Annotated in this window: 16 protein-coding genes; 10 read left to right on the top strand and 6 right to left on the bottom strand. The window is 71.6% G+C overall.

All coding sequences use genetic code 11. From position 1 onward, the window contains the following. The first annotated feature begins 48 nt into the window (after positions 1-48). From AN215_RS06500 to AN215_RS06480, 5 genes are all read left to right on the top strand, one after another. Positions 49-765, top strand: coding sequence for a (Fe-S)-binding protein (locus AN215_RS06500; RefSeq protein WP_070009738.1), 717 nt, complete (start codon positions 49-51; stop codon positions 763-765). Continuing rightward, a complete protein-coding gene (locus AN215_RS06495) occupies positions 762-2,261 on the top strand; it encodes a lactate utilization protein B (protein WP_070009739.1) in 1,500 nt (499 codons plus the stop codon). The genes AN215_RS06500 and AN215_RS06495 overlap by 4 nt, the downstream gene beginning before the upstream one ends. Further along, positions 2,258-2,905 (top strand): LutC/YkgG family protein, encoded by a 648-nt coding sequence (locus AN215_RS06490; RefSeq protein ID WP_070009740.1) that lies wholly within the window; start codon positions 2,258-2,260, stop codon positions 2,903-2,905. The genes AN215_RS06495 and AN215_RS06490 overlap by 4 nt, the downstream gene beginning before the upstream one ends. 125 nt (positions 2,906-3,030) lie before the next feature. Further along, positions 3,031-3,426 (top strand): VOC family protein, encoded by a 396-nt coding sequence (locus AN215_RS29735; protein ID WP_070009741.1) that lies wholly within the window; start codon positions 3,031-3,033, stop codon positions 3,424-3,426. A gap of 199 nt (positions 3,427-3,625) precedes the next feature. Then, positions 3,626-4,717: a questin oxidase family protein gene (locus AN215_RS06480; protein ID WP_070009742.1), complete on the top strand. Its 1,092-nt coding sequence runs from the start codon at positions 3,626-3,628 to the stop codon at positions 4,715-4,717. A 30-nt stretch (positions 4,718-4,747) separates the two neighbouring features. Here the strand turns inward: AN215_RS06480 and AN215_RS06475 are convergent, their stop codons facing one another. After that, positions 4,748-5,278, bottom strand: a complete 531-nt coding sequence (locus AN215_RS06475) for an O-acetyl-ADP-ribose deacetylase (protein WP_070009743.1) — start codon at positions 5,276-5,278, stop codon at positions 4,748-4,750. 159 nt (positions 5,279-5,437) lie between these two features. Between AN215_RS06475 and AN215_RS06470 the strand changes: the two genes are divergently transcribed. Then, positions 5,438-6,730 (top strand): exo-beta-N-acetylmuramidase NamZ family protein, encoded by a 1,293-nt coding sequence (locus AN215_RS06470; protein ID WP_070009744.1) that lies wholly within the window; start codon positions 5,438-5,440, stop codon positions 6,728-6,730. 433 nt (positions 6,731-7,163) lie between these two features. Here the strand turns inward: AN215_RS06470 and AN215_RS06465 are convergent, their stop codons facing one another. Then, positions 7,164-8,471: an MFS transporter gene (locus AN215_RS06465; protein ID WP_070009745.1), complete on the bottom strand. Its 1,308-nt coding sequence runs from the start codon at positions 8,469-8,471 to the stop codon at positions 7,164-7,166. Between the two features lie 130 nt (positions 8,472-8,601). Continuing rightward, positions 8,602-10,542, bottom strand: coding sequence for an ABC transporter ATP-binding protein (locus AN215_RS06460; RefSeq protein WP_079122746.1), 1,941 nt, complete (start codon positions 10,540-10,542; stop codon positions 8,602-8,604). 277 nt (positions 10,543-10,819) lie between these two features. On the opposite strand from AN215_RS06460, the gene AN215_RS06455 reads away from it, so the two are divergent. Then, positions 10,820-13,783, top strand: a complete 2,964-nt coding sequence (locus tag AN215_RS06455) for an FAD-binding and (Fe-S)-binding domain-containing protein (RefSeq protein WP_070009746.1) — start codon at positions 10,820-10,822, stop codon at positions 13,781-13,783. Between the two features lie 85 nt (positions 13,784-13,868). Here AN215_RS06455 and AN215_RS06450 read toward each other — a convergent pair whose 3' ends face one another. Together AN215_RS06450 and AN215_RS06445 are read right to left on the bottom strand one after the other, a co-directional pair. Further along, on the bottom strand, positions 13,869-15,236 hold the full coding sequence (locus AN215_RS06450; RefSeq protein ID WP_070009747.1) for an alpha-amylase: 1,368 nt from the start codon (positions 15,234-15,236) through the stop codon (positions 13,869-13,871). A 346-nt stretch (positions 15,237-15,582) separates the two neighbouring features. Then, on the bottom strand, positions 15,583-16,392 hold the full coding sequence (locus tag AN215_RS06445; protein ID WP_107374280.1) for a L,D-transpeptidase family protein: 810 nt from the start codon (positions 16,390-16,392) through the stop codon (positions 15,583-15,585). Positions 16,393-16,655: 263 nt separating this feature from the next. Between AN215_RS06445 and AN215_RS28450 the strand changes: the two genes are divergently transcribed. Beyond that, entirely contained in the window at positions 16,656-18,662 is a 2,007-nt protein-coding gene (locus AN215_RS28450) for an ABC transporter transmembrane domain-containing protein (RefSeq protein ID WP_079122745.1), read from the top strand. After that, positions 18,659-20,473: an ABC transporter ATP-binding protein gene (locus AN215_RS06430; RefSeq protein ID WP_070009749.1), complete on the top strand. Its 1,815-nt coding sequence runs from the start codon at positions 18,659-18,661 to the stop codon at positions 20,471-20,473. The genes AN215_RS28450 and AN215_RS06430 overlap by 4 nt, the downstream gene beginning before the upstream one ends. A gap of 172 nt (positions 20,474-20,645) precedes the next feature. On the opposite strand, the gene AN215_RS06425 is transcribed toward AN215_RS06430, so the two are convergent. Continuing rightward, complete coding sequence (locus AN215_RS06425) at positions 20,646-21,440, bottom strand: metal-dependent hydrolase (RefSeq protein WP_070009750.1); 795 nt, start codon at positions 21,438-21,440, stop codon at positions 20,646-20,648. Between the two features lie 181 nt (positions 21,441-21,621). Between AN215_RS06425 and AN215_RS06420 the strand changes: the two genes are divergently transcribed. Then, positions 21,622-24,150 (top strand): DEAD/DEAH box helicase, encoded by a 2,529-nt coding sequence (locus tag AN215_RS06420; protein ID WP_070009751.1) that lies wholly within the window; start codon positions 21,622-21,624, stop codon positions 24,148-24,150. The last annotated feature ends 56 nt before the right edge of the window (positions 24,151-24,206 follow it).

Genomic DNA, 24,206 nt, shown 5'->3' with positions numbered 1-24,206 from the left:
CAGACGCCCGGAGACGGGCCGCAGACAAGACGAGGAGGAAGAGGGACCGTGCGGGTCGCACTCTTCATCACCTGCATCAACGACACGCTCTACCCCGGAACGGGCCAGGCCGTCGTCACGCTGCTGGAGCGGCTCGGGATCGAGGTCGGCTTCCCCGGCGGCCAGAGCTGCTGCGGGCAGCCGCAGTTCAACACGGGCTACCGCAAGGAGGCCGTGCCGCTGGCGCGCCGCTACGCGGACGTCTTCCGCGGCTACGACCACATCGTCGTCCCCTCCGGGTCCTGCGCAGCGATGGTGCGGGACAACTACCCGCGGATCGACGCGGAGGCGACCGCCGGCTCCGTGGCCCGCACCTACGAGCTCACGGAGTTCCTCGTGGACGTGCTCGGCGTGACGGACGTCGGCGCGTACTACCCCCACACCGTCACCTACCACCCCACCTGCCACGGCCTGCGGATGCTCGGCCTCGGCGACCGGCCGCGCCGGCTGCTGGAGGCCGTGCGGGGGCTGCGGCTGGTGGAGCTGGAGGGCGCGGAGGAGTGCTGCGGATTCGGCGGCACGTTCGCCGTGAAGAACGCCGACGTCTCGGCCGCCATGGGCGCGGACAAGGCCCGCCACATCGAGGAGACGGGCGCGGAGGCGGTCTGCACGGTGGACAACTCCTGCCTCATGCACATCGGCGGCACCCTCACCCGTCGCGGCTCCGCGACCCGACCCGTACACATCGCGGAGATCCTGGCCGGTACCGAGGAGGCAGCACTGTGAGCGGTACGTATCTGGGCATGCCCTCCTTCCCACGGGCCGCCGCGGCTTCGACGCGCGACATGCGGCTGCGCGGCAATCTGCGGCACGCCACGCACACCATCCGCGCCAAGCGGGCCAAGGCCGTCGAAGAGCTCGGCGACTGGGAGCAGTTGCGCGCCGCGGGCGCGGCCCTGAAGAACCGTACGCTGCGCCATCTCGACCACTATCTGGAGCAGTTGGAGGCAGCGGTGTCCGCCGCGGGCGGGCACGTCCACTGGGCGTGCGACGCGGAGGAGGCCAACAGGATCGTCACGGAGCTGGTCCGGGAGACGGGCGAGAGCGAGGTCGTGAAGGTCAAGTCCATGGCCACGCAGGAGACCGGGCTCAACGACGCGCTCGCGGAGGCGGGCATCTCCGCGTACGAGACCGACCTCGCCGAACTCATCGTGCAGCTCGGGGACGACCTGCCCTCCCACATCCTGGTCCCCGCGATCCACCGCAACCGCGACCAGATCCGCGACATCTTCCGCGAGAAGATGGGCAGTTGGGGACGGGCCGCGCCGAGGAACCTCAGCGACGACCCGGCGGAGCTGGCCGAGGCCGCGCGGCTGCATCTGCGGGAGAAGTTCCTGAACGCCAAGGTGGGCGTCTCCGGCGCCAACTTCATGGTCGCCGAGAGCGGCACCCTCGTGGTCGTGGAGTCCGAGGGCAACGGCCGCATGTGCCTGACGCTGCCCGAGACGCTGATCTCGGTCGTGGGCATCGAGAAGATCGTGCCGACGTGGCAGGACCTGGAGGTCTTCCTGCAGACCCTGCCGCGCTCCTCCACCGCGGAGCGCATGAACCCCTACACCTCCACATGGACGGGCACCACCGACGAGGACGGGCCGTCGGCCTTCCATCTCGTGCTGCTCGACAACGGCCGTACCGACGCGCTGGCGGACACCGTCGGCCGGCAGGCACTGCGCTGCATCCGCTGCTCGGCCTGCCTGAACGTCTGTCCCGTCTACGAGCGCGCCGGGGGCCACGCCTACGGATCGGCCTATCCCGGGCCGATCGGCGCCATCCTCACTCCTCAACTGCGGGGCGTGCAGAGCGAGCTGGACGCCTCGCTGCCGTACGCGTCGTCGCTGTGCGGCGCCTGCTACGAGGTGTGCCCCGTCGCCATCGACATCCCGGAAGTCCTCGTGCATCTGCGCGAACGCGTCGTCGAGGGCGGCACGGTCACGGTCCGCGGGCAGAAGACCACCATCAAGCCGGCGAAGGGGCATGCCGCCGAGCGTGCCGTGATGCGGGCGGCCCGGTGGACGTTCGACCATCCCCGGGCGCTGCGTGCCGGGCAGCGCCTGGCCGCCCGCAGCCGGCGGCTGACGCCGCGGCGGCTTCCGCTGCCCGGCGCGGGCAAGGCCTGGTCGGACAGCCGTGACCTGCCGCGGCCGGCGCCCGAGTCCTTCCGCGACTGGTGGCTGCGCAACCGCGGCCCGGACACCGCCGGGCACGAAGGAGACCCCGAGTGAACAGCCGGGAGACCGTACTGGGCCGGGTACGCCGCGCGCTTGCCGACGTGCCGCGCGACGAGGGCCCCGACGAGACGCACGTACCGCGCGACTACTGGACCAGCCACGCGGAGCGCAGCGACGCCGAGCGGCTGGACCTGCTCGCGGAGAACCTCGCCGACTACCGCGCCCTGGTGCACCGTTGCGGCGCCGGGGAACTGCCCGCCACGATCGCGGAACTCCTCCGGGCACGCGGCGCCCGCAGCGTCGTGGCGCCCCCCGGCATCCCGGAAGAGTGGCTGCCAGCGGAGGTCGAGCGGGTCGCCGACGACCCGGCGGCGTCCCCCCGTGAACTCGACGCACTGGACAGCGTCGTGACGGGCTGCGCCGTGGCGGTCGCCGAGACGGGGACCATCGTGCTGGACGCGGGAGAGGACCAGGGACGGCGCCGCATCTCGCTCGTGCCGGACCACCACATCTGTGTCGTGCGCGCCCCGGAGCAGATCGTGGACTCCGTGCCGCAGGCTCTGAGACGGCTGGACCCGGCCCGTCCGCAGACGTGGATCTCGGGCCCGTCGGCCACCAGCGACATCGAACTCGACCGCGTCGAGGGGGTGCACGGCCCCCGCACCCTGGAGGTGATCATCACCTCACCGGAACCGTGACCCGCGGGCCCGCGCCGCCCGCGTGGCCCTCGGACGCCCGCACACCCGACACACGTGCAGCGGCTGCAGCGCCTGCCGCATGGAATCGGGTGGCCCGGCGTCAGGGCTCACGGAAGACTGTGCGGGTGACTTCCACCCTGCAGAACATCGCCGTCGACTGCTCCGATCCCTACGCGCTGGCCCGCTTCTGGAGCGAGGTCCTGGGCGTGCCCGTACACCCGGACGACAAGCCCGGCGACACCGAGGTGGGCCTGCCCCTGGAGGGAGGCCGGGAGCTGCTGTTCCTGAAGGTCCCCGAGCCCAAAGCCGTGAAGAACCGCCTCCATCTGTGCGTGGCCGCGCGGGAATCGCGCGACCGGGAAGTCGAACGGCTCCTGGAGCGGGGCGCGTCGATGAGCGACGACCACCGCAACGACGACGGCTCCGGCTGGGCGGTGCTCACCGACCCCGAGGGCAACGAGTTCTGCGTGCTGCGCAGCGCGGCCGAACGGCAGGGCGCCCAGGCCGGGTTCACCGGGTGAACCCCCGCCCCCCGCCCGCCCGTTGACGTCCGTCCCGGACCGGCGACCGGACGCACGCGCCGGCGACCGGTCGCCGGACGAACGGCCCTAGGACTCTCTCCCCGCGGGGCCTAGTCCCCGAGTCGCGTTCACGAAGGGTCCAGCGGAGGGGCCGCCGGGCCGTTACGCACCGCCGGAACGCGCTCTAGCGTCGGCGGACATGAACAAGGACACCGGCAGAACAGACAGCAGCGGCACGCTGGACGAGGCGCTGGAGCGCCTGCACAGCAGCGGCCCCGAACGCGACGACTGGCTGACCAACCACGCCCCCATGGCCGTCGAGGCGCTGGTGCGGCACGGGCAGGCGCCCGCCGTGCACCGCTGGATCGACCGCTACCGGGACCACCTCGAGGAGATGCCCTCGCCGTCTTCGCGTGTGACGGACGAGGTGTGGCGTGAGGCCCTGGGCGACCCCGGGCGACTGGCCGACTGGATCGGCTACTTCACGCGTGCGCTGGAGGAACGTCCCTGGCGCGAGGTGCTCACGCAGTGGTGGCCCCGGCTGCTGCCGGGCATCAGCGCGGCGGCGACGCACGGCGTGATCCGGGTGGGGCACGCCGTGCGGACGCTGCTCGGTCCGGAGGAGGCCGGTCCCGGCAGCCCTCCGGCCTCGCCCAGGGTGGCGGAGCTCGCACACGCACTCGGCTACTGGGCGGCCCGCCACTCGGTTCTGCCCGGGATCACGCTCCTGCCGGCCGCGGACTCGGCGGCGGAAGGTCTCGCCGCCGTGCGTGCCATACCGGACCAGAGCGGCGGCATCCGGGGGCGGCTGGCCCAGCTCGAAGCCCTGCCGGCCCGTCCCGCGACCGCAGGGCAGGACCCGGCGCACGCCGAGAAGCGCCTGAAGGACGTCGTCCGGGCTGCCACCCACCGCTACGCGACGCACGCGCACGGCTCACCCGTGATGCTCGTACACGCGGCGACCGCGCCGAACGCGGTGCTGCGGACGCTGCCCGCACTGCCCGAGCATCTCTGGCTGCCGAGTCTGGACGCCGCCTGGTCGGCGGCCGCCGCGGTCACCGCCGCCTACACCCCCGCCGACGCCGCGACCCCGCCCGCCGGGACGGCCTCGCGTCTCACCGCCGAGGAGGTCTTCGAACGTGCGGCGGCCCACGGCGACGAGCACACGATCAAGCTCACCGACACCGCTGTGGACGTCACCGCATGGGATGAGCACAGGGACGACGCCGACGGCCGCACGGCCCTGGCAGCCGCGCTGCGCGCCGTCGAGCTCATCGACCCTGCCCTGTGAGCGCACCCCCGGACGGGGCGCGCACCGGTCTCACCGCCCCGACAGCTCGGCGGCGAAGATCTCGTAGGAGCGTTCGTCGAAGAGCACGAACCGCACTTCGTCGAAGTCGTCCGCCTCTTCGCGCACGGTGGCCACGGCGATACGCGCCCCGTCGTCGAGCGGCCAGCCGTACACGCCGGTGGAGATCGCCGGGAAGGCCACCGTGCGGGCGCCCGACTCCCGTGCGACGCGCAGCGATTCGCGGTAGCAGGACGCCAGCAGCTCCGAGCGGTCCTCGCTCTTGGCCCAGACGGGTCCGACCGTGTGGATCACCCGTCGCGCCGGCAGCCGCCCCGCCGTCGTGGCGACGGCCTGCCCGGTCGGCAAGCCGTCCGGATGGCTGGAGGAGCGCAGCTCGCGGCACTCCGCGAGGATGTCGCCTCCGCCCTTGCGGTGAATGGCGCCGTCGACTCCCCCGCCGCCCAGCAGCGAGGAGTTGGCGGCGTTGACCACGGCGTCCACGTCCTGTTCGGTGATGTCGCCCCGGACGATCGTGACGCCTGCGTTCGTCGGATTCGGCATACGGGTCATCCTCCCACCGTGCTGCTGCCATTGTGCGTACCACTGGCGGCGTGCGCGCACCCTGGCAGCCACCATGACCGTGGGATAACTTGCGTCACCAGCTGTGTCCCGGCCGCCACCCGCTGCCCCGACCGCCCCTCTCCGGAAGGACGCCCGCCGATGTCCAGCGCCCCCTCCCGCCGCTCGATCCTCGGCGGCACGGCTGCCGCCCTCGGCGCCCCGCTGCTCACCGCCGGCAGCGCGTCCGCGGCCACTCCTCCCGGCGGACCCGCGCACGGGCGCGTCGTCACGGGCGCCGAGGCCGCGGCGGCATCCGGCTGGAGGATGCTGCGCGACCGCAAGGTCGGAGTGGTCAGCAATCCGACGGGGGTGCTGCGGGACACCAGCCACATCGTGGACTCCATGGCCGCGCGGAAGGAGCTGGACATCGTCGGGGTCTTCGGCCCCGAACACGGCTTCCGCGGCAGCGCGCAGGCGGGCGAGTCCGAGCCGGAGTTCGAGGACCCGCGCACGGGCCTGACGGTCTACGACGCGTACGGCGCGGACGCCGCGAAGATGGCGAAGCTGTTCCGCAAGGCGGGCGCGGACACCATCGTCTTCGACATCCAGGACGTCGGTGTGCGCTTCTACACCTACATCTGGACGATGTACCAGGCGATGGTCGCCGCCCGCGACACGAAGGCCGCCTTCATCGTCCTGGACCGTCCCAACCCCGCCGGCCGGCGGGCGGACGGGCCGATGATGACGAAGGACTTCACCTCCGGTGTGGGTCTGAAGCCGATCATCCAGCAGCACGGCATGACGGTCGGTGAGCTGGCCGGCTACTTCAACGGCGAGCTCCTGCCCGGGGAGGGCAAGGGAGGCAAGGCCGATCTCGAGGTCGTACGCGTCCAGGGACTGGACCCATCGGCTCCCGCGCAGGAGACGGGGCTTCCGTGGGTGCCGCCGTCTCCGAACATGCCGTTCCCCGACACCGCCACCGTGTATTCGGGCACGGGTTACTTCGAGGGCACGAACCTCTCCGAGGGACGGGGCACCACGCGGCCCTTCGAGCTCATCGGAGCCCCCTACCTCGACTACCACTACAGCGACAGGCTCAACGCCAGGAAGCTGCCCGGCGTCCGGTTCCGGGAGGGCTACTTCGTGCCCACCTTCAGCAAGCACGTGGGCAAGACCTGCGCGGGCGTCCAGCTGCACGTCACCGACCCGCGCCGCTACCGTCCCATTCCTACGGCGGTGGCGATGCTGGCCGAGGCGGCACGCTACGACGGCTTCGCCTGGCGCAAGGACGACGACCCCCGCCCGTACTGGATCGACAAACTGTCCGGTTCGACGCGGCTGCGGACGATGCTCGACGCCGGCAAGGACACCGACGAGATCACCGGGGCCTGGGAGGACGAGGTCCGCGCCTTCGACCGCACCCGGCGGCAGTACTTCCTCTACCGCGGCTAGCTGTTCCGGCCCCGGACGGGCTCCCGTCGTCCCGGGTCGTCCCCCTGATCATCCCTGGTCAGGGGGCCTGCCGGCACAGCAGTGCCCCCACTCCGCCGGACAAACTGGGGGTGTGTCCGGCGAAGCGGGGGCTCTGGCCCTGAGGGCTGATACCGAGAGTGCTCCCGTCACGTCCGGGACGCAAGACAAGGGGCCCCGCCCGCTCCACTGCGGGAGCAGACGGGGCAAGCCCGCTCGCCACCCCCCACAGGAGCGAACGGGAGCCTTGAGCCGTATCCGGCTCACGAGACCTGATGCCGAGAGTGCGCCGAGTTGTCCGCATTGGCAATGGTTCAGAAGAAACATTCACAAATTCGAGTCCTCCCGGTGGCGGGCCGGCGGACGCCGCGACCGGCCGGAGCTCCCGGATCCTGTGCCGCCGAGTCCAGTGCGGCTACCGCTCCAGGGGCTTGTCCGCGCCCTCCGGCAGCTTCAGATACACGAGCGCGGAGATCAGGCACAGCACGGCCACGTACCAGGGAAAGGCCTCAGGCCGGCCGAGGTCCTTGAAGAGCGTGCCCATGTACGGAGCGGTGCCGCCGAACAGTGCCACCGTCGCGGAGTACGGGAAGCCGATGCCGGACGCGCGCACCCGGGCGGGGAAGACCTCGGCGTTCACCGCTGCGGCGATGGAGGTGTAGCCGGTGAGCAGGATCATGCCCGCGCACTGCACGAGCAGCAGCGAAGTGAACGACTGGGTTATGGAGTTCAGCAGGGGCACGCACAGCACGGCGAAGCCGACGGAGAAGGTGAGCAGCAGCGGCTTGCGCCCGACGCGGTCGGACAGGAGCCCGCCCAGCGGCTGCAGCAGGGCGAAGAACGCGAGCGAGATGGTGCCGATCAGCAGCGAATCGCCCTTGTCGAAGCCGACGTTGACCTGCGCGTACGTCGGCAGGTAGGAGGTCCAGGTGTAGTAGGCGATCGTCGCGCCGGTGGTGATGCCGCAGATGAGCAGCGATTCCCGGGGGTGCGTGCGCAGCGCCTCGAACAGGCCCGGCCGCGGTGCGGCCTGCTGTTCGGCGCTGCGGGTCTCCTCCGAGCTGCGCCTGATCCAGAAGCCCACGAGGCTGAGTACCGCTCCGAGCACGAACGCCGCCCGCCAGCCCCACTGGTGCATCGCCGAGTCGTCGATGCCGGCGACGAGCAGCGCGGTGACGCCGGAGGCGATGAGCTGCCCGACGGTGGTGGAGACGTACTGGAAGCTGGAGAAGAGCCCGCGCCGGCCCTGCGGGGCCGACTCCACGAGGAAGGTGGTGGCCGCGGCGAACTCGCCGCCCACGGAGAGACCCTGCAGCAGCCTCGCGATGACGAGCACGACGGGGCCGAGCAGCCCGGCGGCAGCGTAGGTGGGCGTCAGCGCCAGCAGGAGGCTGCTGCCGCCCATCAGCAGAATGGTGACCGTCAGCGCGGCACGGCGTCCCCTGCGGTCGGCGATCGCCCCGAGCAGCAGCCCGCCGATGGGACGCATGAAGAAGCCGACGGCGAAGACGGCGAACGTCGAAAGCAGGGGGACGAGGGAGTTGTCGGCGCTCTTGGGGAAGATCTCGGCGGCGATGAAGGTGGCGAGGAAGGTGTAGGCGAGCCAGTCGTACCACTCGACTGCGTTGCCCACGGAGGCAGCCAGCAACTGACGGCCGGGGCGCATCTGCGGCGTCGCAGGGCCGGACTGTGTGGGCCCCGGGGCATCGGTGGGCTGCGTCATGGCCCGTCGCCTCCCCAGATTTCATGTGCGCACACGCGTGTGAACGCACGCTCACGAAACCTGTCCGCCTTCACCGGACTTGATCGTTCTGGTGGGGACGGCGCCGTCGGTGGTGCCGGGCCCGCGCGGTTCAGCGCGCGGGCGCTTCGGCCGCGGTACCGGCCTTCGTGTCGCCCTCCCCCGTGCCGGCCGCCCCGCCGGTGCTCGCCTCTGCCGCCGGGCCGGAGTCCGTAGCAGCCGGTGCGGTCTCCCGGGCCGGCGAAGGCGGCGTGGAGAGCCGGGCGTCCCGCCGCACGAGCGCCGCGTACCGCCCGTCCGCGGCGAGGAGTTCGGCGTGGGTGCCGCGCTCGGCGATGCGTCCGCCGTCCAGCACGACGATCTGGCCGGCGTCCCTGACCGTCGAGAGGCGGTGGGCGATGGTGATCGTCGTGCGGCCGGCGGAGAGCGCGTCGACGGCCTGCTGGACGGCCCGTTCGGTGCGCGTGTCCAGAGCGCTCGTCGCCTCGTCCAGGATCAGGACGGGCGGGTCGCGCAGGATCGTACGGGCCAGGGCCAGGCGCTGCTTCTCGCCGCCGGAGAAGCGGTGGCCGCGCTCCCCGACGAGGGTGTCGTAGCCGTCGGGCAGCGCGGCGACGTGGTCGTGGATCTGGGCCGCCGCCGCGGCGGCGATCAGCTCCTCCCGGGTCGCGCCGGGCTTGGCGAAGCGCAGGTTGTCGGCGACGGAGGCGTGGAAGAGGTACGTCTCCTGCGAGACGACACCGACGGCCCGCGAGAGGGTGTCGAAGCCGAGGTCGCGTACGTCGACGCCGTCGATGGTGACGCGTCCCGCGGTGACGTCGTACAGGCGCGGCACGAGATGGCCGAGCGTGCTCTTCCCCGAGCCGGTGGCGCCGACGACGGCGAGGGAGGTGCCCTCGGGGACGGTGAGGTCGATGCCCTGCAGCGTCGCGGGGGCGTCCTCGCCGCCGTAGGCGAAGCAGACCTGCTCGAAACGGACTTCGCCGCGTACGTGCTCCAGCCGTACGGGCGCGGCGGGTTCCCGGATGTCGACGGGCAGGTCGAGGTATTCGAAGATGCGCTGGAACAGGGCGAGCGAGGTCTGCATCTCGACGCCGGTCGACAGCAGGGAGACCGTGGGCCGCAGCAGACCCTGCTGGAGGGTGACGAAGGCGACGAGCGTGCCGATGGAGAGGCCGGGCCCGCCGAGGTGGACCAGCATTCCGGCGGTCCAGTACAGCAGCGCGGGGATGGCGCCCATGACGATGCCGATGACGGACATCCGCCAGCGGCCCGCCATGTGGGAGCGGACCTCCAGTCCCACGAGGCGTTCTGACTCGCCTGCGAAGTTGCGGGTGAGGTCCTCGGCACGGCCCATCGTCCGGCCGAGCAGGATGCCGCTGACGGAGAGCGACTCGGTCACGAGAGCGGCCATGGAGGCCATCTGCGCCTGCCGCTGGGCTGTGATCCGCTTGCGCTCCCGCCCCACGCGGCGGCTGATCCAGACGAAGAACGGAAGAAGCAGCAGCGACGCGGCCGTCAGCCGCCAGTCCAGGGCGAGCATCGCGGCGACGGTGGCGACGACGCCGGTGAGGTTGGAGACGAGTGACGTGGCGGTGGAGGTGACGGTGGCCTGCATCCCGCCGATGTCGTTGGCGATGCGGGACTGGACCTCGCCTGTGCGGGTCCGGGTGAAGAAGGCCAGCGGCATCCGCTGGAGCTTGGCGTAGACGTCGGTGCGCAGGTCGTGCATGACGCGCTGCCCGACGGTGGTGGACAGATACGTCTGCAGCACGTTGAAGACGCTGCTCATCACGGCGATGCCGATCAGCCCGAGCGCGAGCACGCTCAGCAGGCCGGTGCGCCGGTCGGGAATGGCCACGTCGAGGATCTCGCGGAGCAGGAAGGGCGAGGCGACGGAGACCAGCGAGGAGGCACCGACGAGCAGTCCGACCACGGCGAGGCGTCCCCTGTAGGGGCGGAAGATGCGCAGGATGCGCCTCACCTGCCGGGGCTCGTGCCCGGCTTCGCCGTCCTTCGGGTGGGGGGTCCACTCGGCGGTCTCGGGGTGCAACTGGCTCCTCGGGCTCGGGGTTCGTACGCCGGGCAGGCGTCAGGGTGGGACGCCGGGGTGCGGCGCCGGTGCGGGGCCGGTGCGGGGCCCCGGGGCCCGGCGGGCTTCCGGGAGGGACCGGAAGCCCTGCCTCCCGGACGCCGCTCGCCAAACGGTCATTCGAGACTACGCGCAGCGCGGGGAGGCTCCGAACGGTGAATCCGGCCGGAACCGCGCCCGCGGGCTGCCCCTAGCATGGGCCGCACATCCGTCCGTACGCGCGTCCCCAGGAGAGACCATGCCGCTGCTCGACCCAGGACACGGCGCGCTGCGGCCCCAGCCGGGCGCCGGTCACGTGCCCGCACACGACCGGGTCCCGGAGGGTCTGGCAGGCGGCACGCCGCAGCCGCTCCGCCGCGACCTGGTGCGGCTGCTCGGCGAGGAGAAGGTGCTGTGGAAGGTCTCGGACCTGGTGCGCTACGCCTCGGACGCCAGCCCGTACCGCTTCGTGCCGCAGGTCGTCGTGGTCGCCGAGGACTCCGGTGACGTCTCGAAGGTGCTCTCCTACGCCCGCGACCACGGCCGCCAGGTGGTCTTCCGCGCCGCTGGCACTTCGCTGAACGGCCAGGCGCAGGGCGAGGACATCCTCGTCGACGTGCGCCGGCACTGGGCAGGGGTGGAGGTGCTCGGCGAGGACGGCCTCCGTGCCCGCATCCGGCCCGGTACGACGGTGGTACGGGCCAACGCCGCGCTCGCCCCGTACGGGCGGCTGATCGGGCCGGACCCGGCGAGCGCGATCGCGTGCACCGTCGGAGGCGTGGTCGCCAACAACGCCTCCGGGATGACCGCGGGCACGACCCGCAACTCCTACCGCACGGTCGCCTCTCTCACGCTCGTCCTGCCGTCGGGCACGGTCGTCGACACCGCCGCGCCGGACGCCGAGGAGCATCTGGCGCATGCCGAACCGGCCCTGTGCGAGGGGCTCATGGCCCTGAAGGCGGAGATCGAGGCCGACACGGAGCTGACGGCCCGCATCCGCGCCAAGTACGAGCTGAAGAACACCAACGGCTACCGTCTGGACGCGTTCCTCGACGGAGACTCCCCGGTGAGCATCCTGCGCGGCCTCGCCGTCGGCTCCGAGGGCACCCTCGGCTTCATCTCCGAGGTCGTCTTCGACACGCTCCCGCTCCACCGCCGCACCTCGACGGCGCTGCTCTTCTTCCCCTCGCTCGCGGCCGCGGCCTCCGCGGTGCCCCGCTTCAACGAGGCAGGCGCGATGGCGGTCGAGCTGATGGACGGCAACACGCTCCGCGCATCGGTGAGCGTGGCGGGCGTACCGGCCGACTGGGCGGAGCTGCCGAAGGGAACCGCGGCGCTGCTGGTGGAGTTCCGCACACCGGACGAGGCGGCGCAGCGGGAGCGGGAGGAGGAGGCGGCGGCCCTGATGGCCCAGCTCGAACTCGTGGCGCCCGTACCGTCGGTGACCAACGCCTTCACGCGCGACGCGAAGACGATCGGCTTCTACTGGAAGGCGCGCAAGGCGTTCGTGTCGGCGGTCGGCGGTTCCCGTCCGTCCGGTACGACTCTGATCACCGAGGACTTCGCGGTGCCGCCGTCCCGTCTCGCCGAGGCGTGCGAGGCGCTGCTGGCCCTGCAGGAACGCCACGGCTTCGACGCGGCCGTCGCCGGCCACGCCGCGCACGGCAACCTGCACTTCCTGCTCGCGTTCGACGCCGCCGAAGAGGGGGACGTGGCGCGCTACGCGGCCTTCATGGACGACTTCTGCCGGCTGACGGTCGAGCGGTTCGACGGCTCGCTGAAGGCCGAACACGCCACGGGGCGCAACATCGCGCCGTTCCTGCAGCTCGAATGGGGCGAGCGGGCCACCGAACTGATGTGGCGCATCAAGCAGACCGTCGACCCGGACGGCGTGCTGGCGCCCCGCGTGCTGCTGGACCGCGACCCGAAGGCCCATCTGCGCGGGCTGAAGTCCATTCCCAAGGTCGAGGAGGTGGCCGATCCGTGCATCGAGTGCGGCTTCTGCGAACCCACCTGCCCCAGTGGGGACTTGACGACCACGCCGCGCCAGCGCATCGTGCTGCGCCGCGAGATGCTGCGCCAGCCGGCCGGGTCCGCCGTGAACGAGAGCCTGCTGGAGAGCTACGGCTACGACGCCGTCGACACGTGCGCCGGGGACTCGACGTGTGCGCTGGCGTGCCCGGTCGGCATCGACACGGGCGCGATGATGAAGGACTTCCGCCACCGCCGGCACTCGCCGCGTGAGGAGCGCAACGCCGAGCGTGCGGCACGTCGCTTCCACCTCGTGGAGAGGTCGGCGAGGCTGGCGGTCGCCGCCGCGGACGGGGTGCGCCGCAAGGTGATGCCGCGGCGGGGCGAGAAGCTGCTGGAGTCCCTGACGGGCGCGGCTCGCAAGGCGGTGCGTCCCGATCTCGTACCGGAGTGGCTGCCGCAGATCCCCGCGGCCGCGGCGAAGCGGCTGCCCGCCACGGACCGCCTCGCAGCTGCCGCCGTCTACTACCCGGCGTGCGTCAACCGAATCTTCGGCGAACCGGACGGCTACGTGGGCCCGTCGCTGCCGCAGTCGATGGTGATCGTCTCTGCGCGGGCGGGTCGGCCGGTGTGGATTCCGGACGACGTCGTGGGCACCTGCTGCGCGACGATCTGGCACTCCAAGGGGTACGAGGCCGGCAACGCCCTGATGGCCAACCGGATCGTGGAGGCCGCCTGGCGCTGGACGGACGGCGGCGAGCTGCCGCTGGTCGTGGACGCCTCCTCCTGCACGCTGGGCATCGGCGAGGAGGTGGTGCCCTACCTCAGCCCCGCCAACCGGAAGCTGCACGAGCGGCTGAGGGTCGTCGACTCCGTCGCGTGGGCGGCCGAGGAGCTGCTGCCGCGGCTGGACATCGAGCGGCGCGCGGGTTCGGCGGTGGTCCACCCGACCTGCTCCATGCAACACCTGGGCGCCACCGAGCAGTTGCGCGCGGTCGCCGAGGCGTGTGCCGAGGAGGTCGTCGTCCCGTTGGACGCGCGCTGCTGCGGCTTCGCGGGCGACCGGGGCATGCTGCACAAGGAGCTGACGGCTTCCGCGGCGGCGCCTGAGGCGGCGGAGGTGACCGCGCGCGACTTCGACGCGTACCTGTCGGCGAACCGGATGTGCGAGGTCGGCATGGACCACGCGACGGGCGGCCGGGGCTACCGCTCGGTGCTGCTGGAGCTGGAACGGGCGACACGGCCCGAGTGACCCGTCGCCCGTACGCCACGCTCCGCGCCGGGTGTTGCGTGGCCCTGGTGTGGCGTGGCGTACGGGCGCTACCGCGGTGCGCGGCCTACGACTTGGCGCCGGCGTGCAGCGCCACCACGCCCTTCGCCGGGACCGTGGCCTCGGCCTTGCCGTCGTCCCCGACGGTGACCGTGTTGCCGTCGCACTTGTCCGGCGCGGCCTTCGCGACGTTGCAGTACGTACCGGCCGGCAGCGACGTCGAGAAGGTGCGCTTCAGTTCTCCGTCACCCGCGTTGAGAGCGACGAAGCCCTTGCCCGCGCGTGCGAAGGACAGCGCGCCGCCCTCCGACCACCAGTCGGTCATCTCGGCGTTCCCGACGGCGTTGCGGAAGCCGACCATGCCGGTGATCTCCTGCTGCGCGTGCATCTCCGTCCAGCCGTCGCCGCCGCTGGGCGGCCCGGCGTCCTTGTCGGACCACTCGTAGCCGGAGAAGACGTTCGGCGAACCGTAGGGATGGGCCAGCATGAAGGCGTTGGCGAGCTTGTGGAGGTCGCCGTCCTTGTAGGTGAGCGTCGAACCGTTGCGCTCGGTGTCCCAGTTGTCGACGAACGTACGGGCCTGACCGCTCTCCAGTTTGCCGTCGGCGATGTTCTTCAGGCCGCCCGTGTCGCCGCCCTGGAGGGCGCTCTTGAGGTGCTTGCCGAAACGGAACTCGTCGACGTCGCCGAGGCCCGTGTACTCCTCCGGCTGTACGGCCTCACCCTCGCCGTGGATGACCTCGGAGACCCAGAAGCCGGGGTCCGCCATCTTGCCCTTGACGGCCTTCAGGTCGTCGGCGGACATGTGCTTGGCACCGTCGATGCGGAAACCGTCGACGCCCATGTCCCGCAGGCCGTCCAGATATCCGGCGATGGTGGAGCGCACCTTGTCGCTGCCGGTGTCGAGGTCGGACAGGCTCACGAGTTCGCAAGTCTGCACGTCCTCCCGGTTGTTGTAGTCGGAGATGTCCTTGCGGCAGGCGTGGAAGTCGGAATCGCCGTAGGTGCCCGGGTAGTCGTACTTGCTGTACCGGGTGCCGCCCGTGCCCGTACCGGAGCCGGCCGACATGTGGTTGATGACCGCGTCCGCGATGACCTTCACCCCCGCCTCGTGACAGGTGGCGATCATGCTCTTGAAGGCGTCGGCGTCACCGAGCCGTCCGGCGATCTTGTAGCTGACGGGCTGGTAGGAGGTCCACCACTGCTCGCCCTCGATGTGCTCACTTGCCGGAGAGACCTCGACGTATCCGTATCCGGCGGGGCCGAGCGTGTCCGTGCACGCCTTGCCGACTTCGGCGAACGGCCTCTCGAACAGCGTTGCCGTCACCGTCTTCTCACCAGGTGGCGTCGCGTGGGACGGCCATGCCGTGACGGCGGTGACACCGCCCGCTGCCAGGACCGCGGCCGTGCTCGCGCAGATCAGACGCTTCTTCATCGTGTGCGGCTCCTTCGTCGTCGGACACAGAGGTGCCGAGGAAGGCAGCCACGCGCCAGGCCGCCGTGGGGGGTTCGGGAAGGAGCCTGCCGCCGCCCTCGCGTGCACGTCAAGATGTGGAGCAAGCGTTTCCAACGGTTTTCTGAAAGTTCTTGCTCCCAGGCGGAGTTGGCAGCGCGGCGTCCGACGGCACCTCCGGCTGCCCGTCCGACCGCCGTTCCGGGAGCGGCACTTTGAGTCAGCACTTGAGGAGCACTTGAGGCAGCGTTTGAGGAGTCGGCCGGCGCTGCCCGCACCGACGGCCGCGCCCGCTGCCGGCACCGGCGGTTACGCCACGGCGGGGCCGCTAACGGGCGAGTGCCGCCCTGTCCCCCATGACCACGGCCGGGTGCTTGTCCGGGTCCAGCGTCCGGAGCAGGTACCGCATGCCCTCGCGCGAGATGCTCACGCAGCCCGACGTGCCGCTCCCGTGATCCAGGTGCAGCCAGATGCTCCCGCCCTTCGACTGCCCCTGTGGGCGCGTCGGGTCGAGCGGCGAGGTGCCCTTGGCGCGGTTGTAGTCGATGGCGATCACGTGGTCGAAGTCGTTCCGCGTCTCCTTCGGCCAGTACGGGGGCGGGGTGAAGTCGGCACTCGCGGTGTAGGGCAGTTTCGCGTCAGGCGCCGGACGTACACCGCCCGCGTCGGTGAGGGTGAAGACGCCCACGGGGCTCCGCTTGTCGTCCTCCCGGTGGTCGCGCGTCCAGCCCTTGCGTCCGTTGTGCGCGGGCCAGCTGCGCTCGCGGGTCCACTCCTCACCCTTCTTGGTGAACAGCCGCACCGTCGCGACGGCCGAGTCCTCTCCCCTGCCGTAGACGGCCACGATCTGGCTGGACTTCTCGGGGATCTCCCTGTGCAGCGAGTCACCCACCCCCGGGATGCGCGTGGGGTCGGTCTTCTGCGCGCCGTCCGCACCGGGCTCCTTGCCGCCCCGTTCCCCGGCGGCAGGCGTGTCACGGCCGCCGTCGGCACCGCCTGCGCTGCCGCATGCGGTGAGCGTCACGGCGAGGGCGGCGGCGAGCGTCACGGGCGCGGCCGACCTCGCCACCCGCGCGACCGCCGTACGGCCCTGCGCCGCCCGCCTGTTGTACTCCTGAGAAGCCCGAGTCCCGCGCATGGGCCCCATGGTCCCACTACTGCGCGGGAAGACAGCGCCGACCGGGCGAAGGGCGGGCCGGAGGAGCAGTCCAACGGCCGGTCAGGGGCCTGCCGTCCGATGACCGGGACGGGTCACGGAAACCGGACCGGCCGGCGGCTCGGGCCGGAAAACCCGTTGCGTGACATCTCCGGCACGGCGAGTCTTGCTGGACGGCCGCGACACCCTCAACGGGCCGCCACGCACACCGGGTCACCACTCGTACCGAACCGCTCTGGGACGTCATGCAGATTCGCGATCTACCGTTTCCCGACCCGGGCGTCCCCGATGTGCGGTCGGGTGCGCGCTTCCTGCTGTGGCTGGGCCGCATGCAGCTGCGCGGGCAGGCCAAAGCGCTCGGCTGGGGCACGCTGCACATGGCCTCCGTGGCCTTCGTGCCGGCTGTCGTCGGGCTTGCCCTGCAGGCAGTGGTGTCCGGTTCCGGAGGCGGCCTCGCGGAAGCGGGGGCGGTGCTCGCCGTCATCACCGTCACGGTGACCGTCGGCGACACGATGCTGCACCGCACCGCGGTCACCAACTGGATCACGGTCGCGGCCCGTGTCCAGCAGCTGCTGGCACGCCGCACGGCCGCCCTGGGGTCGACACTCACCAAGCGGGTCGCGGCGGGCGAGGTGGTGGCCGTCTCGACCGGCGACATCGAGAAGATCGGCTGGTGCGTCGAGGCGGCCTCCCGTTTCAGCGCGGCCCTCCTGGTCACGGTCGGCGTCTGCACCGGGCTCGTCCTCTACGAACCCCAGCTCGGAGTGCTCGTCTCCGTGGGGGTGCTGGTGCTGGCCCTGACGGTCCTTCCGCTGCTGCCTCGCGCCACGCGCCGGGCCGATCTGCAGCGCGAGAAGGCGGGGCGGGCCACGGAGCTGGCGGCCGACACCGTCGCCGGGCTGCGCGTCCTGCGCGGCATCGGCGGCGAGGAACTGTTCCTGACCCGGTACCGGCGCGCCTCGCAGGAAGTCCGCCGGGCGGCCGTGCGCACGGCACGGATGTGGGCGCTGATCGAGGCCGTTCAGGTCGCACTGCCGGGTCTGCTCCTGGCGGGCGTCGTCTGGCACGGCACCCGGCTCGCCCTGGACGGGCGCATCGGCGTGGGTGAACTGGTCACGGTCTACGGAGCCGTGAGCTTCCTCCTCTTCCCGCTGCGGCTCTTCCAGGAGTTCGCCATGGCCTACTCCTTCTCCCGGCCGTCCGCGCAGCGGGCAGCCCGCGTCCTGTCGCTGCGCAGGGCGAGCGGGGACGGAGAGGGCGAGGCCGGCCTCAGGGGCGAAGGCACCGGCAGGACCGGCGCCGGAAGCACGGGCCCCGCAAACATGGGCTCCGGCGCGGGCAACGGCACGCGCACCGGCCGGGAGCCGGAGCGCGGGGCACCGGCCCAGCCGCCCGCGCCGGAGCCGGAAGCGGAGGACCCCCTCGGCGGCGATCTCTGCGACCCCGTCACCGGACTGCTCGCCCCCGCCGGGCAGTTGACGGCCGTGGTGTGCGGCGACCCGGAGGTCTCAGGCAGGCTGGCCGACCGGCTGGGCGGCCATGCGCCGGAGGGCGACGGCTCCGCATCGGTTCTGCTCGGCGGCGTCCCGCTGGACGACGCGCCGCTCGCGAGCGCCCGCACCGCCGTACTCGTACAGGACAAGGACCCGGTGCTGCTCTCGGGCACGCTGCGGGAGTTGCTCGACGTGCCCGGGTCGGGGGCGGTGACGGCGCAGCGCGCGCTGGAGGCCGCGCAGTGCGGAGACGTACTGGACGCGCTCAGGCAGGGCAGCCCCGAAGCCGGCGGCGATCCGCTCGAAGCGTCCGTCACCGAGCGGGGGCGGTCCCTCTCGGGTGGGCAGCGGCAGCGGCTTGCGCTGGCGCGTTCGCTGGTCACCGATCCGCAGGTGCTGGTGCTGGACGAGCCGACTTCGGCCGTGGACGCCCATACCGAGGCCCGCATCGCACGGTCCCTGCGGCGGGTGCGCGCGGGCCGTACGACCGTCGTCTTCTCCTCCAGCCCTCTCATGCTGGACCAGGCGGACGTCGTCGTCCTCGTGCGCGGGGCGGAGGTGCTCGCCGCGGGCACCCACCGCGAACTGCTGCGCACCCACGCCGGATACCGGTCCGTCGTCACACGCGACCCGGACGGAACCGGCGGACTCCCCGACGAGGAGGCAGCCGCCGGGGCGGCCTCGTCACCTGACACGACCACGCCCGTACTGGACGGCCGCCCGCGGCTCGCACAGGCGGAAGGAGCCGAACGCGCATGACCGCTTCCACGGCCTCCGCAGGCGGCACCTCCTTCGGCGTCGCACCGCCCGGTTACGATCCGGCCGCCTCGGAGAACGCGACCACACTGCCGGTCGGAGGGCCGGCCACCGTCCGCGGCTATGTGCGCGAGCTGCTGCGGAGGCACCGGCGTGCCTTCGTCACGCTCGTCGCCGTGAACGCCGTGGCGGTTCTGGCCTCGATGGCCGGGCCTTATCTGCTGGGCGGCGTCGTCGACGACCTCACCTCCGGCAGCAAGGATCTCCAACTCGGCCGCGTCGTCGCCCTGTTCCTGGTCGCGCTCGCCGTACAGACCTTCTTCGTGCGAGAGGTGCGGCTTCGCGGGGCCATGCTCGGCGAGCGGATGCTGGCGGACCTGCGCGAGGACTTCCTGGTGCGTTCGGTCGCCCTCCCGCCCGGCGTGCTGGAGCGGGCGGGCACGGGCGACCTGCTGTCCCGGATCACCACGGACATCGACCGCCTGGCCGGCGCGATGCGCGAGGCCGTGCCGCAGCTGTCGATCGGTGTCGTATGGACGGCGATGCTGCTCGGGGCGCTCACGGCCACCGCGCCACCGCTGGCGCTCGCCGTGCTGATCGTGCTGCCTGTGCTGCTGGCCGGCTGCCGCTGGTACTACCGCCGCGCACCGGACGCCTACCGTTCCGAGGCCGCCGGATACGCGGCCGTCGCCGGCGCGCTGGCCGAGACGGTCGACGCGGGCCGCACCGTTGAGGCCCACCGGCTGGGCGCGCGCCGCATCGCACTGTCCGAGCAGCGGATCACGGAGTGGACGGCGTGGGAGCGCTACACGCTCTGGCTGCGCACCGTCCTCTTCCCCGTCGTCAACGTCACCAACCTGCTGCTTGTGGCAGGGGTGCTGATCCTCGGTGGCGTGTTCGTGCTGTGGGGCTGGATCGGGGTGGGCCAGCTGACGACGGGGGCGCTGCTTGCCCAGATGCTCTTCGAACCGGTCGGGCTGATTCTGCGCTGGTACGACGAACTCCAGGTCGCCGAGGTCTCGTTGGGCAGGCTCGTCGGGGTGCGGGAGATCGAGCCGGACTCCGGTGACAGGAGTCTCGCACCGCGTGGCCGCGAACTGCGCGCCGAGGATGTCCGGTTCGGCTACCGCGCCGGCACCGACGTACTGCACGGCGTGACGATGCGCGTGCCGCCGGGCACCCGGGTCGCGCTCGTGGGCCCCTCGGGGGCGGGCAAGTCCACCCTGGGGCGGCTGCTGGCGGGCATCTACGGACCGGGCACCGGCCATGTCGCCCTGGGCGAGGCCGAGTTGTCGCGGATGCCTGCCGAACGAGTACGCCGCCATGTCGCGCTCGTCAACCAGGAGCACCATGTCTTCGTCGGATCGCTCCGGGACAACCTGCTGCTGGCCCGTACGGGCGCGAACGACGCCGAACTGTGGGCCGCGCTCGGCGCGGTGGGCGCCGGCGAGTGGGCGCGGTCCCTGCCCGACGGACTGGACAGCGAGGTCGGCTCCGGCGGGATCTCCGTCGCCCCCGCGCACGCCCAGCAGATCGCCCTGGCCCGTCTCGTGCTGGCCGACCCGCACACGCTGGTGCTGGACGAGGCCACGTCGCTGCTGGATCCGCGTGCGGCACGGCACCTGGAGCGTTCGCTGGCGCAAGTGCTCGACGGGCGCACCGTCGTCGCCATCGCCCACCGGCTGCACACGGCTCACGACGCGGATGTGATCGCCGTCGTGGAGGACGGCCGGATCAGCGAACTCGGCAGCCACGACACCCTGGTGGCGGAGGACGGCGCCTACGCGGCGCTGTGGCGTTCCTGGCACAGCTGAACGGCCGGGCGCGCCGGCGTACCGGACGAGAAGGATCGGAGCATGCCCGGCGAGGACCAGTGGCCGTCCGGGAACGGGGTGTCCGGGAACGGGGCTGTGCAGGGCGGAGACGGGGCCGCGCCGGTGAAGACACCGCGGAACGGACCGCCTCCGGCCCTGCCCGCGCTGGGCGTCAGCCTATGACGCCCAGCGCGAAGAGCCCTCCCACACCGCCGAGCACCATGAACAGGGGCATCAGCAGCCAGTTCTCGACCCAGGTCCCGGCGCGGAAGCGCATGAACCGCGGTGTGCCGAGCGCGTACCAGCGCTTTCCCTTTATGGGCAGCGGCCACAGGACCGGGCAGCCCGAGATGGTGATCGCGTCGCCGATGTCGTGGACCAGCGCACCCAGCACGATCGGCAGCCCGAGCCACAGATACTCCTGACCCTGGCCTGTGAAGAGCCACCCTGCGCCGTTGCCCGGCTGGTCGAGTACGTCGGCGAGGATCCATGCACTCGTCGCGCCCAGCAGCCACACGAGGATGTCGCTGGAGACCCGGGCGGCACGCCACAGCAGCCCTTCCACGGCCAGCACCATGTGGATGAAGAGGATCACCAGCACCGCCCAGCGGCCGCCGAAGACCGCTGCCGCGGAGAAGCCGGCTCCGAGGAAGAGCGCCCACGGCCAGGTGTGTGTGAGGGTGCGGTGCCCGCCTGAGCGGCGCCGCTCTCCGCTCCCGCGGGTCGCGTTGTAGACCGACTCGGAGAGTTTGTCGATCACTCCGCACAGCCCCCGGGATATCGGCCCGAAGGCTCGGGAGATCGTGGCCGACTTGTGGTCGAGGTCCGGGGCCAGCGCAGCACCCGAGCTGATCAGGGCACCCGCCAGCAGCACCGGCCAGGGCATGGGGTGGTCCAGTGCCGCGGCCCCGGCTCCCACTCCCAGCCAGGCGGCCGCCCCCGACAGCGAATGCGCCGGTCCCATCATGTCCGTCCCCCACCCCTGTGGCTGCTCGCGGTGGGGCCGCACGCGAGCGGCCCCGGTCCCAACCGGCCGCCGTGCGCGCTCTGATCGCCCGGTCCGCTGACACCTCGTCGGCGAGACAGCGTATCGGCAGATGATCACGCGACTGCCACCGGTTCCCGGTAGCGGAAGCGAGGAAGGCAGTATGGGGTGCGTGACAGCCACCCTCATCGATCAGATGCCGAGCGACGCGGACCCCGACGCCCTCTACGAGGCCTTCTCCGGCTGGGCGGAGGAAAGGGGTATCTCGCTCTACCCCGCCCAGGAGGAAGCGCTGATCGAGGTGGTCTCCGGCGCGAACGTGATTCTCTCCACGCCCACCGGCTCCGGAAAGAGCCTGGTCGCCGCGGGCGCCCACTTCGCCGCTCTCGCCCGGGACGAGGTCACCTTCTACACCGCTCCGATCAAGGCGCTGGTCTCGGAGAAGTTCTTCGACCTGTGCAAGATCTTCGGCACGGAGAACGTCGGCATGCTCACCGGCGACGCGTCCGTCAACCCCGACGCCCCCGTCATCTGCTGCACGGCAGAGGTACTCGCCTCCATCGCGCTGCGGGACGGCTCGCAGGCCGACATCGGCCAGGTCGTGATGGACGAATTCCACTTCTACGCCGAACCGGACCGCGGCTGGGCATGGCAGATCCCGCTGCTGGAACTCCCCCAGGCGCAGTTCGTGCTGATGTCCGCGACGCTCGGCGACGTCACACGCTTCGAGGACGACCTGAAGCGACGCACGGGCCGCGACACCACGGTCGTACGCTCCGCCACCCGTCCCGTGCCGCTGTCGTACGAATACCGCACCACCGGGCTCACGGAGACGGTCACGGAACTCCTGGAGACCCGTCAGGCGCCCGTCTACATCGTGCACTTCACGCAGGCCCAGGCGGTGGAGCGGGCGCAGGCGCTGATGAGCATCAACATGTGCACCCGCGCGGAGAAGGACGAGATCGCCAAGATCATCGGCAATTTCCGCTTCACCACGCGCTTCGGCCGCAACCTCTCGCGCTACGTGCGCCACGGCGTCGGCGTGCACCACGCAGGCATGCTGCCCAAGTACCGCAGACTCGTCGAACGGCTCGCGCAGGCCGGCCTGCTGAAGGTCATCTGCGGCACGGACACCCTCGGTGTCGGCGTCAACGTGCCCATCCGCACAGTGCTGTTCACCGCGCTCACCAAGTACGACGGCATCCGTGTCCGTACGCTGCGCGCCCGGGAGTTCCACCAGATCGCCGGCCGCGCGGGGCGGGCCGGCTTCGACACCTCCGGCTTCGTCGTCGCGCAGGCCCCCGAGCACGTCGTCGAGAACGAGAAGGCGCTCGCCAAGGCCGGCGACGACCCGAAGAAACGCCGGAAGGTCGTGCGCAAGAAGGCCCCGGAGGGCTTCGTCAACTGGGGGCAGCAGACCTTCGAGAAGCTGATCGCCTCCGATCCCGAGCCGCTCGGCTCCCGCTTCCGCGTCACCCACGCGATGCTGCTGTCCGTGATCGCACGGCCCGGCGACGCCTTCGCACAGATGCGCAAGCTGCTGGAGGACAACCACGAGGACCGCCGCTCCCAGCTGAGGCACATCCGCAGAGCGATCGCCATCTACCGCTCGCTGCTGGACGGAGGTGTCGTCGAGCGGCTGGACGAGCCGGACGCGCAGGGCCGCACCGTGCGGCTCACCGTCGACCTGCAGCACGACTTCGCGCTCAACCAGCCGCTGTCCACCTTCGCGCTGGCTGCCTTCGAGCTGCTCGATCCCGAATCCCCGTCCTACGCCCTGGACATGGTCTCCGTCGTCGAGTCCACGCTCGACGACCCCCGCCAGATCCTGGCCGCGCAGACGAACAAGGCCAAGGGCGAGGCCGTCGCACAGATGAAGGCCGACGGAATCGAGTACGAGGAGCGGATGGAGCGGCTGATGGACGTCAGCCATCCCCAGCCGCTCGACGAACTGCTCTTCCACGCCTACGGCCTCTACCGCAAGTCCCATCCGTGGGTCGGCGACCACCCTCTCTCCCCCAAGTCGGTCATCCGCGACATGTACGAACGGGCCATGACTTTCGCGGAGTTCGTCTCCTTCTACGAACTGGCCCGCACCGAAGGCATCGTGCTGCGCTACCTGGCCGGCGCCTACAAGGCCCTGGAGCACACCGTCCCCGACGAGAAGAAGTCCGAGGACTTCCAGGACATCATCGAGTGGCTCGGCGAGATGGTCCGGCAGGTCGACTCCAGCCTCCTGGACGAGTGGGAGCAGCTCGCCAACCCCGAGGAGGAGAGCGCCGAGGAGGCGCAGGAACGCGCCGACCACGTCCGGCCTGTCACCGCAAACCCCCGCGCCTTCCGCGTACTGGTGCGCAACGCCATGTTCCGCCGGGTGGAGCTCGCCGCGCTGGACAAGACAGGTGAACTGGGCGAGCTGGACGCCGAGTCCGGCTGGGACGAGGACGCCTGGGCGAGTGCCATGGACGGCTACTGGGACGAGTACGACGACCTGGGCACCGGCCCCGACGCCCGCGGCCCCGGACTGCTGCGGATCGAGGAGGTGCCCGACGAGGCGCTGTGGCGCGTCCGGCAGACCTTCGCAGACCCCGAGGGCGACAGGGACTGGGGCATCTCCGCCGAAGTCGATCTGACCGCCTCCGACGAGGAGGGCCGCGCCGTGATCAAGGTGATCGACGTGGGCCGGCTGTGAGCCCCGGCACGCGGCATGTGAACGCCGGCCCCCGGCACCAGGAAGAGGAGCACTCC

The sequence above is a fragment of the Streptomyces abyssalis genome (assembly GCF_001751365.1).
In the GTDB taxonomy this organism is placed as follows: domain Bacteria; phylum Actinomycetota; class Actinomycetes; order Streptomycetales; family Streptomycetaceae; genus Streptomyces; species Streptomyces abyssalis.
Note: the sequence above shows the minus strand (reverse complement) of the source record. Positions and strands in the feature narration are given on the sequence as shown.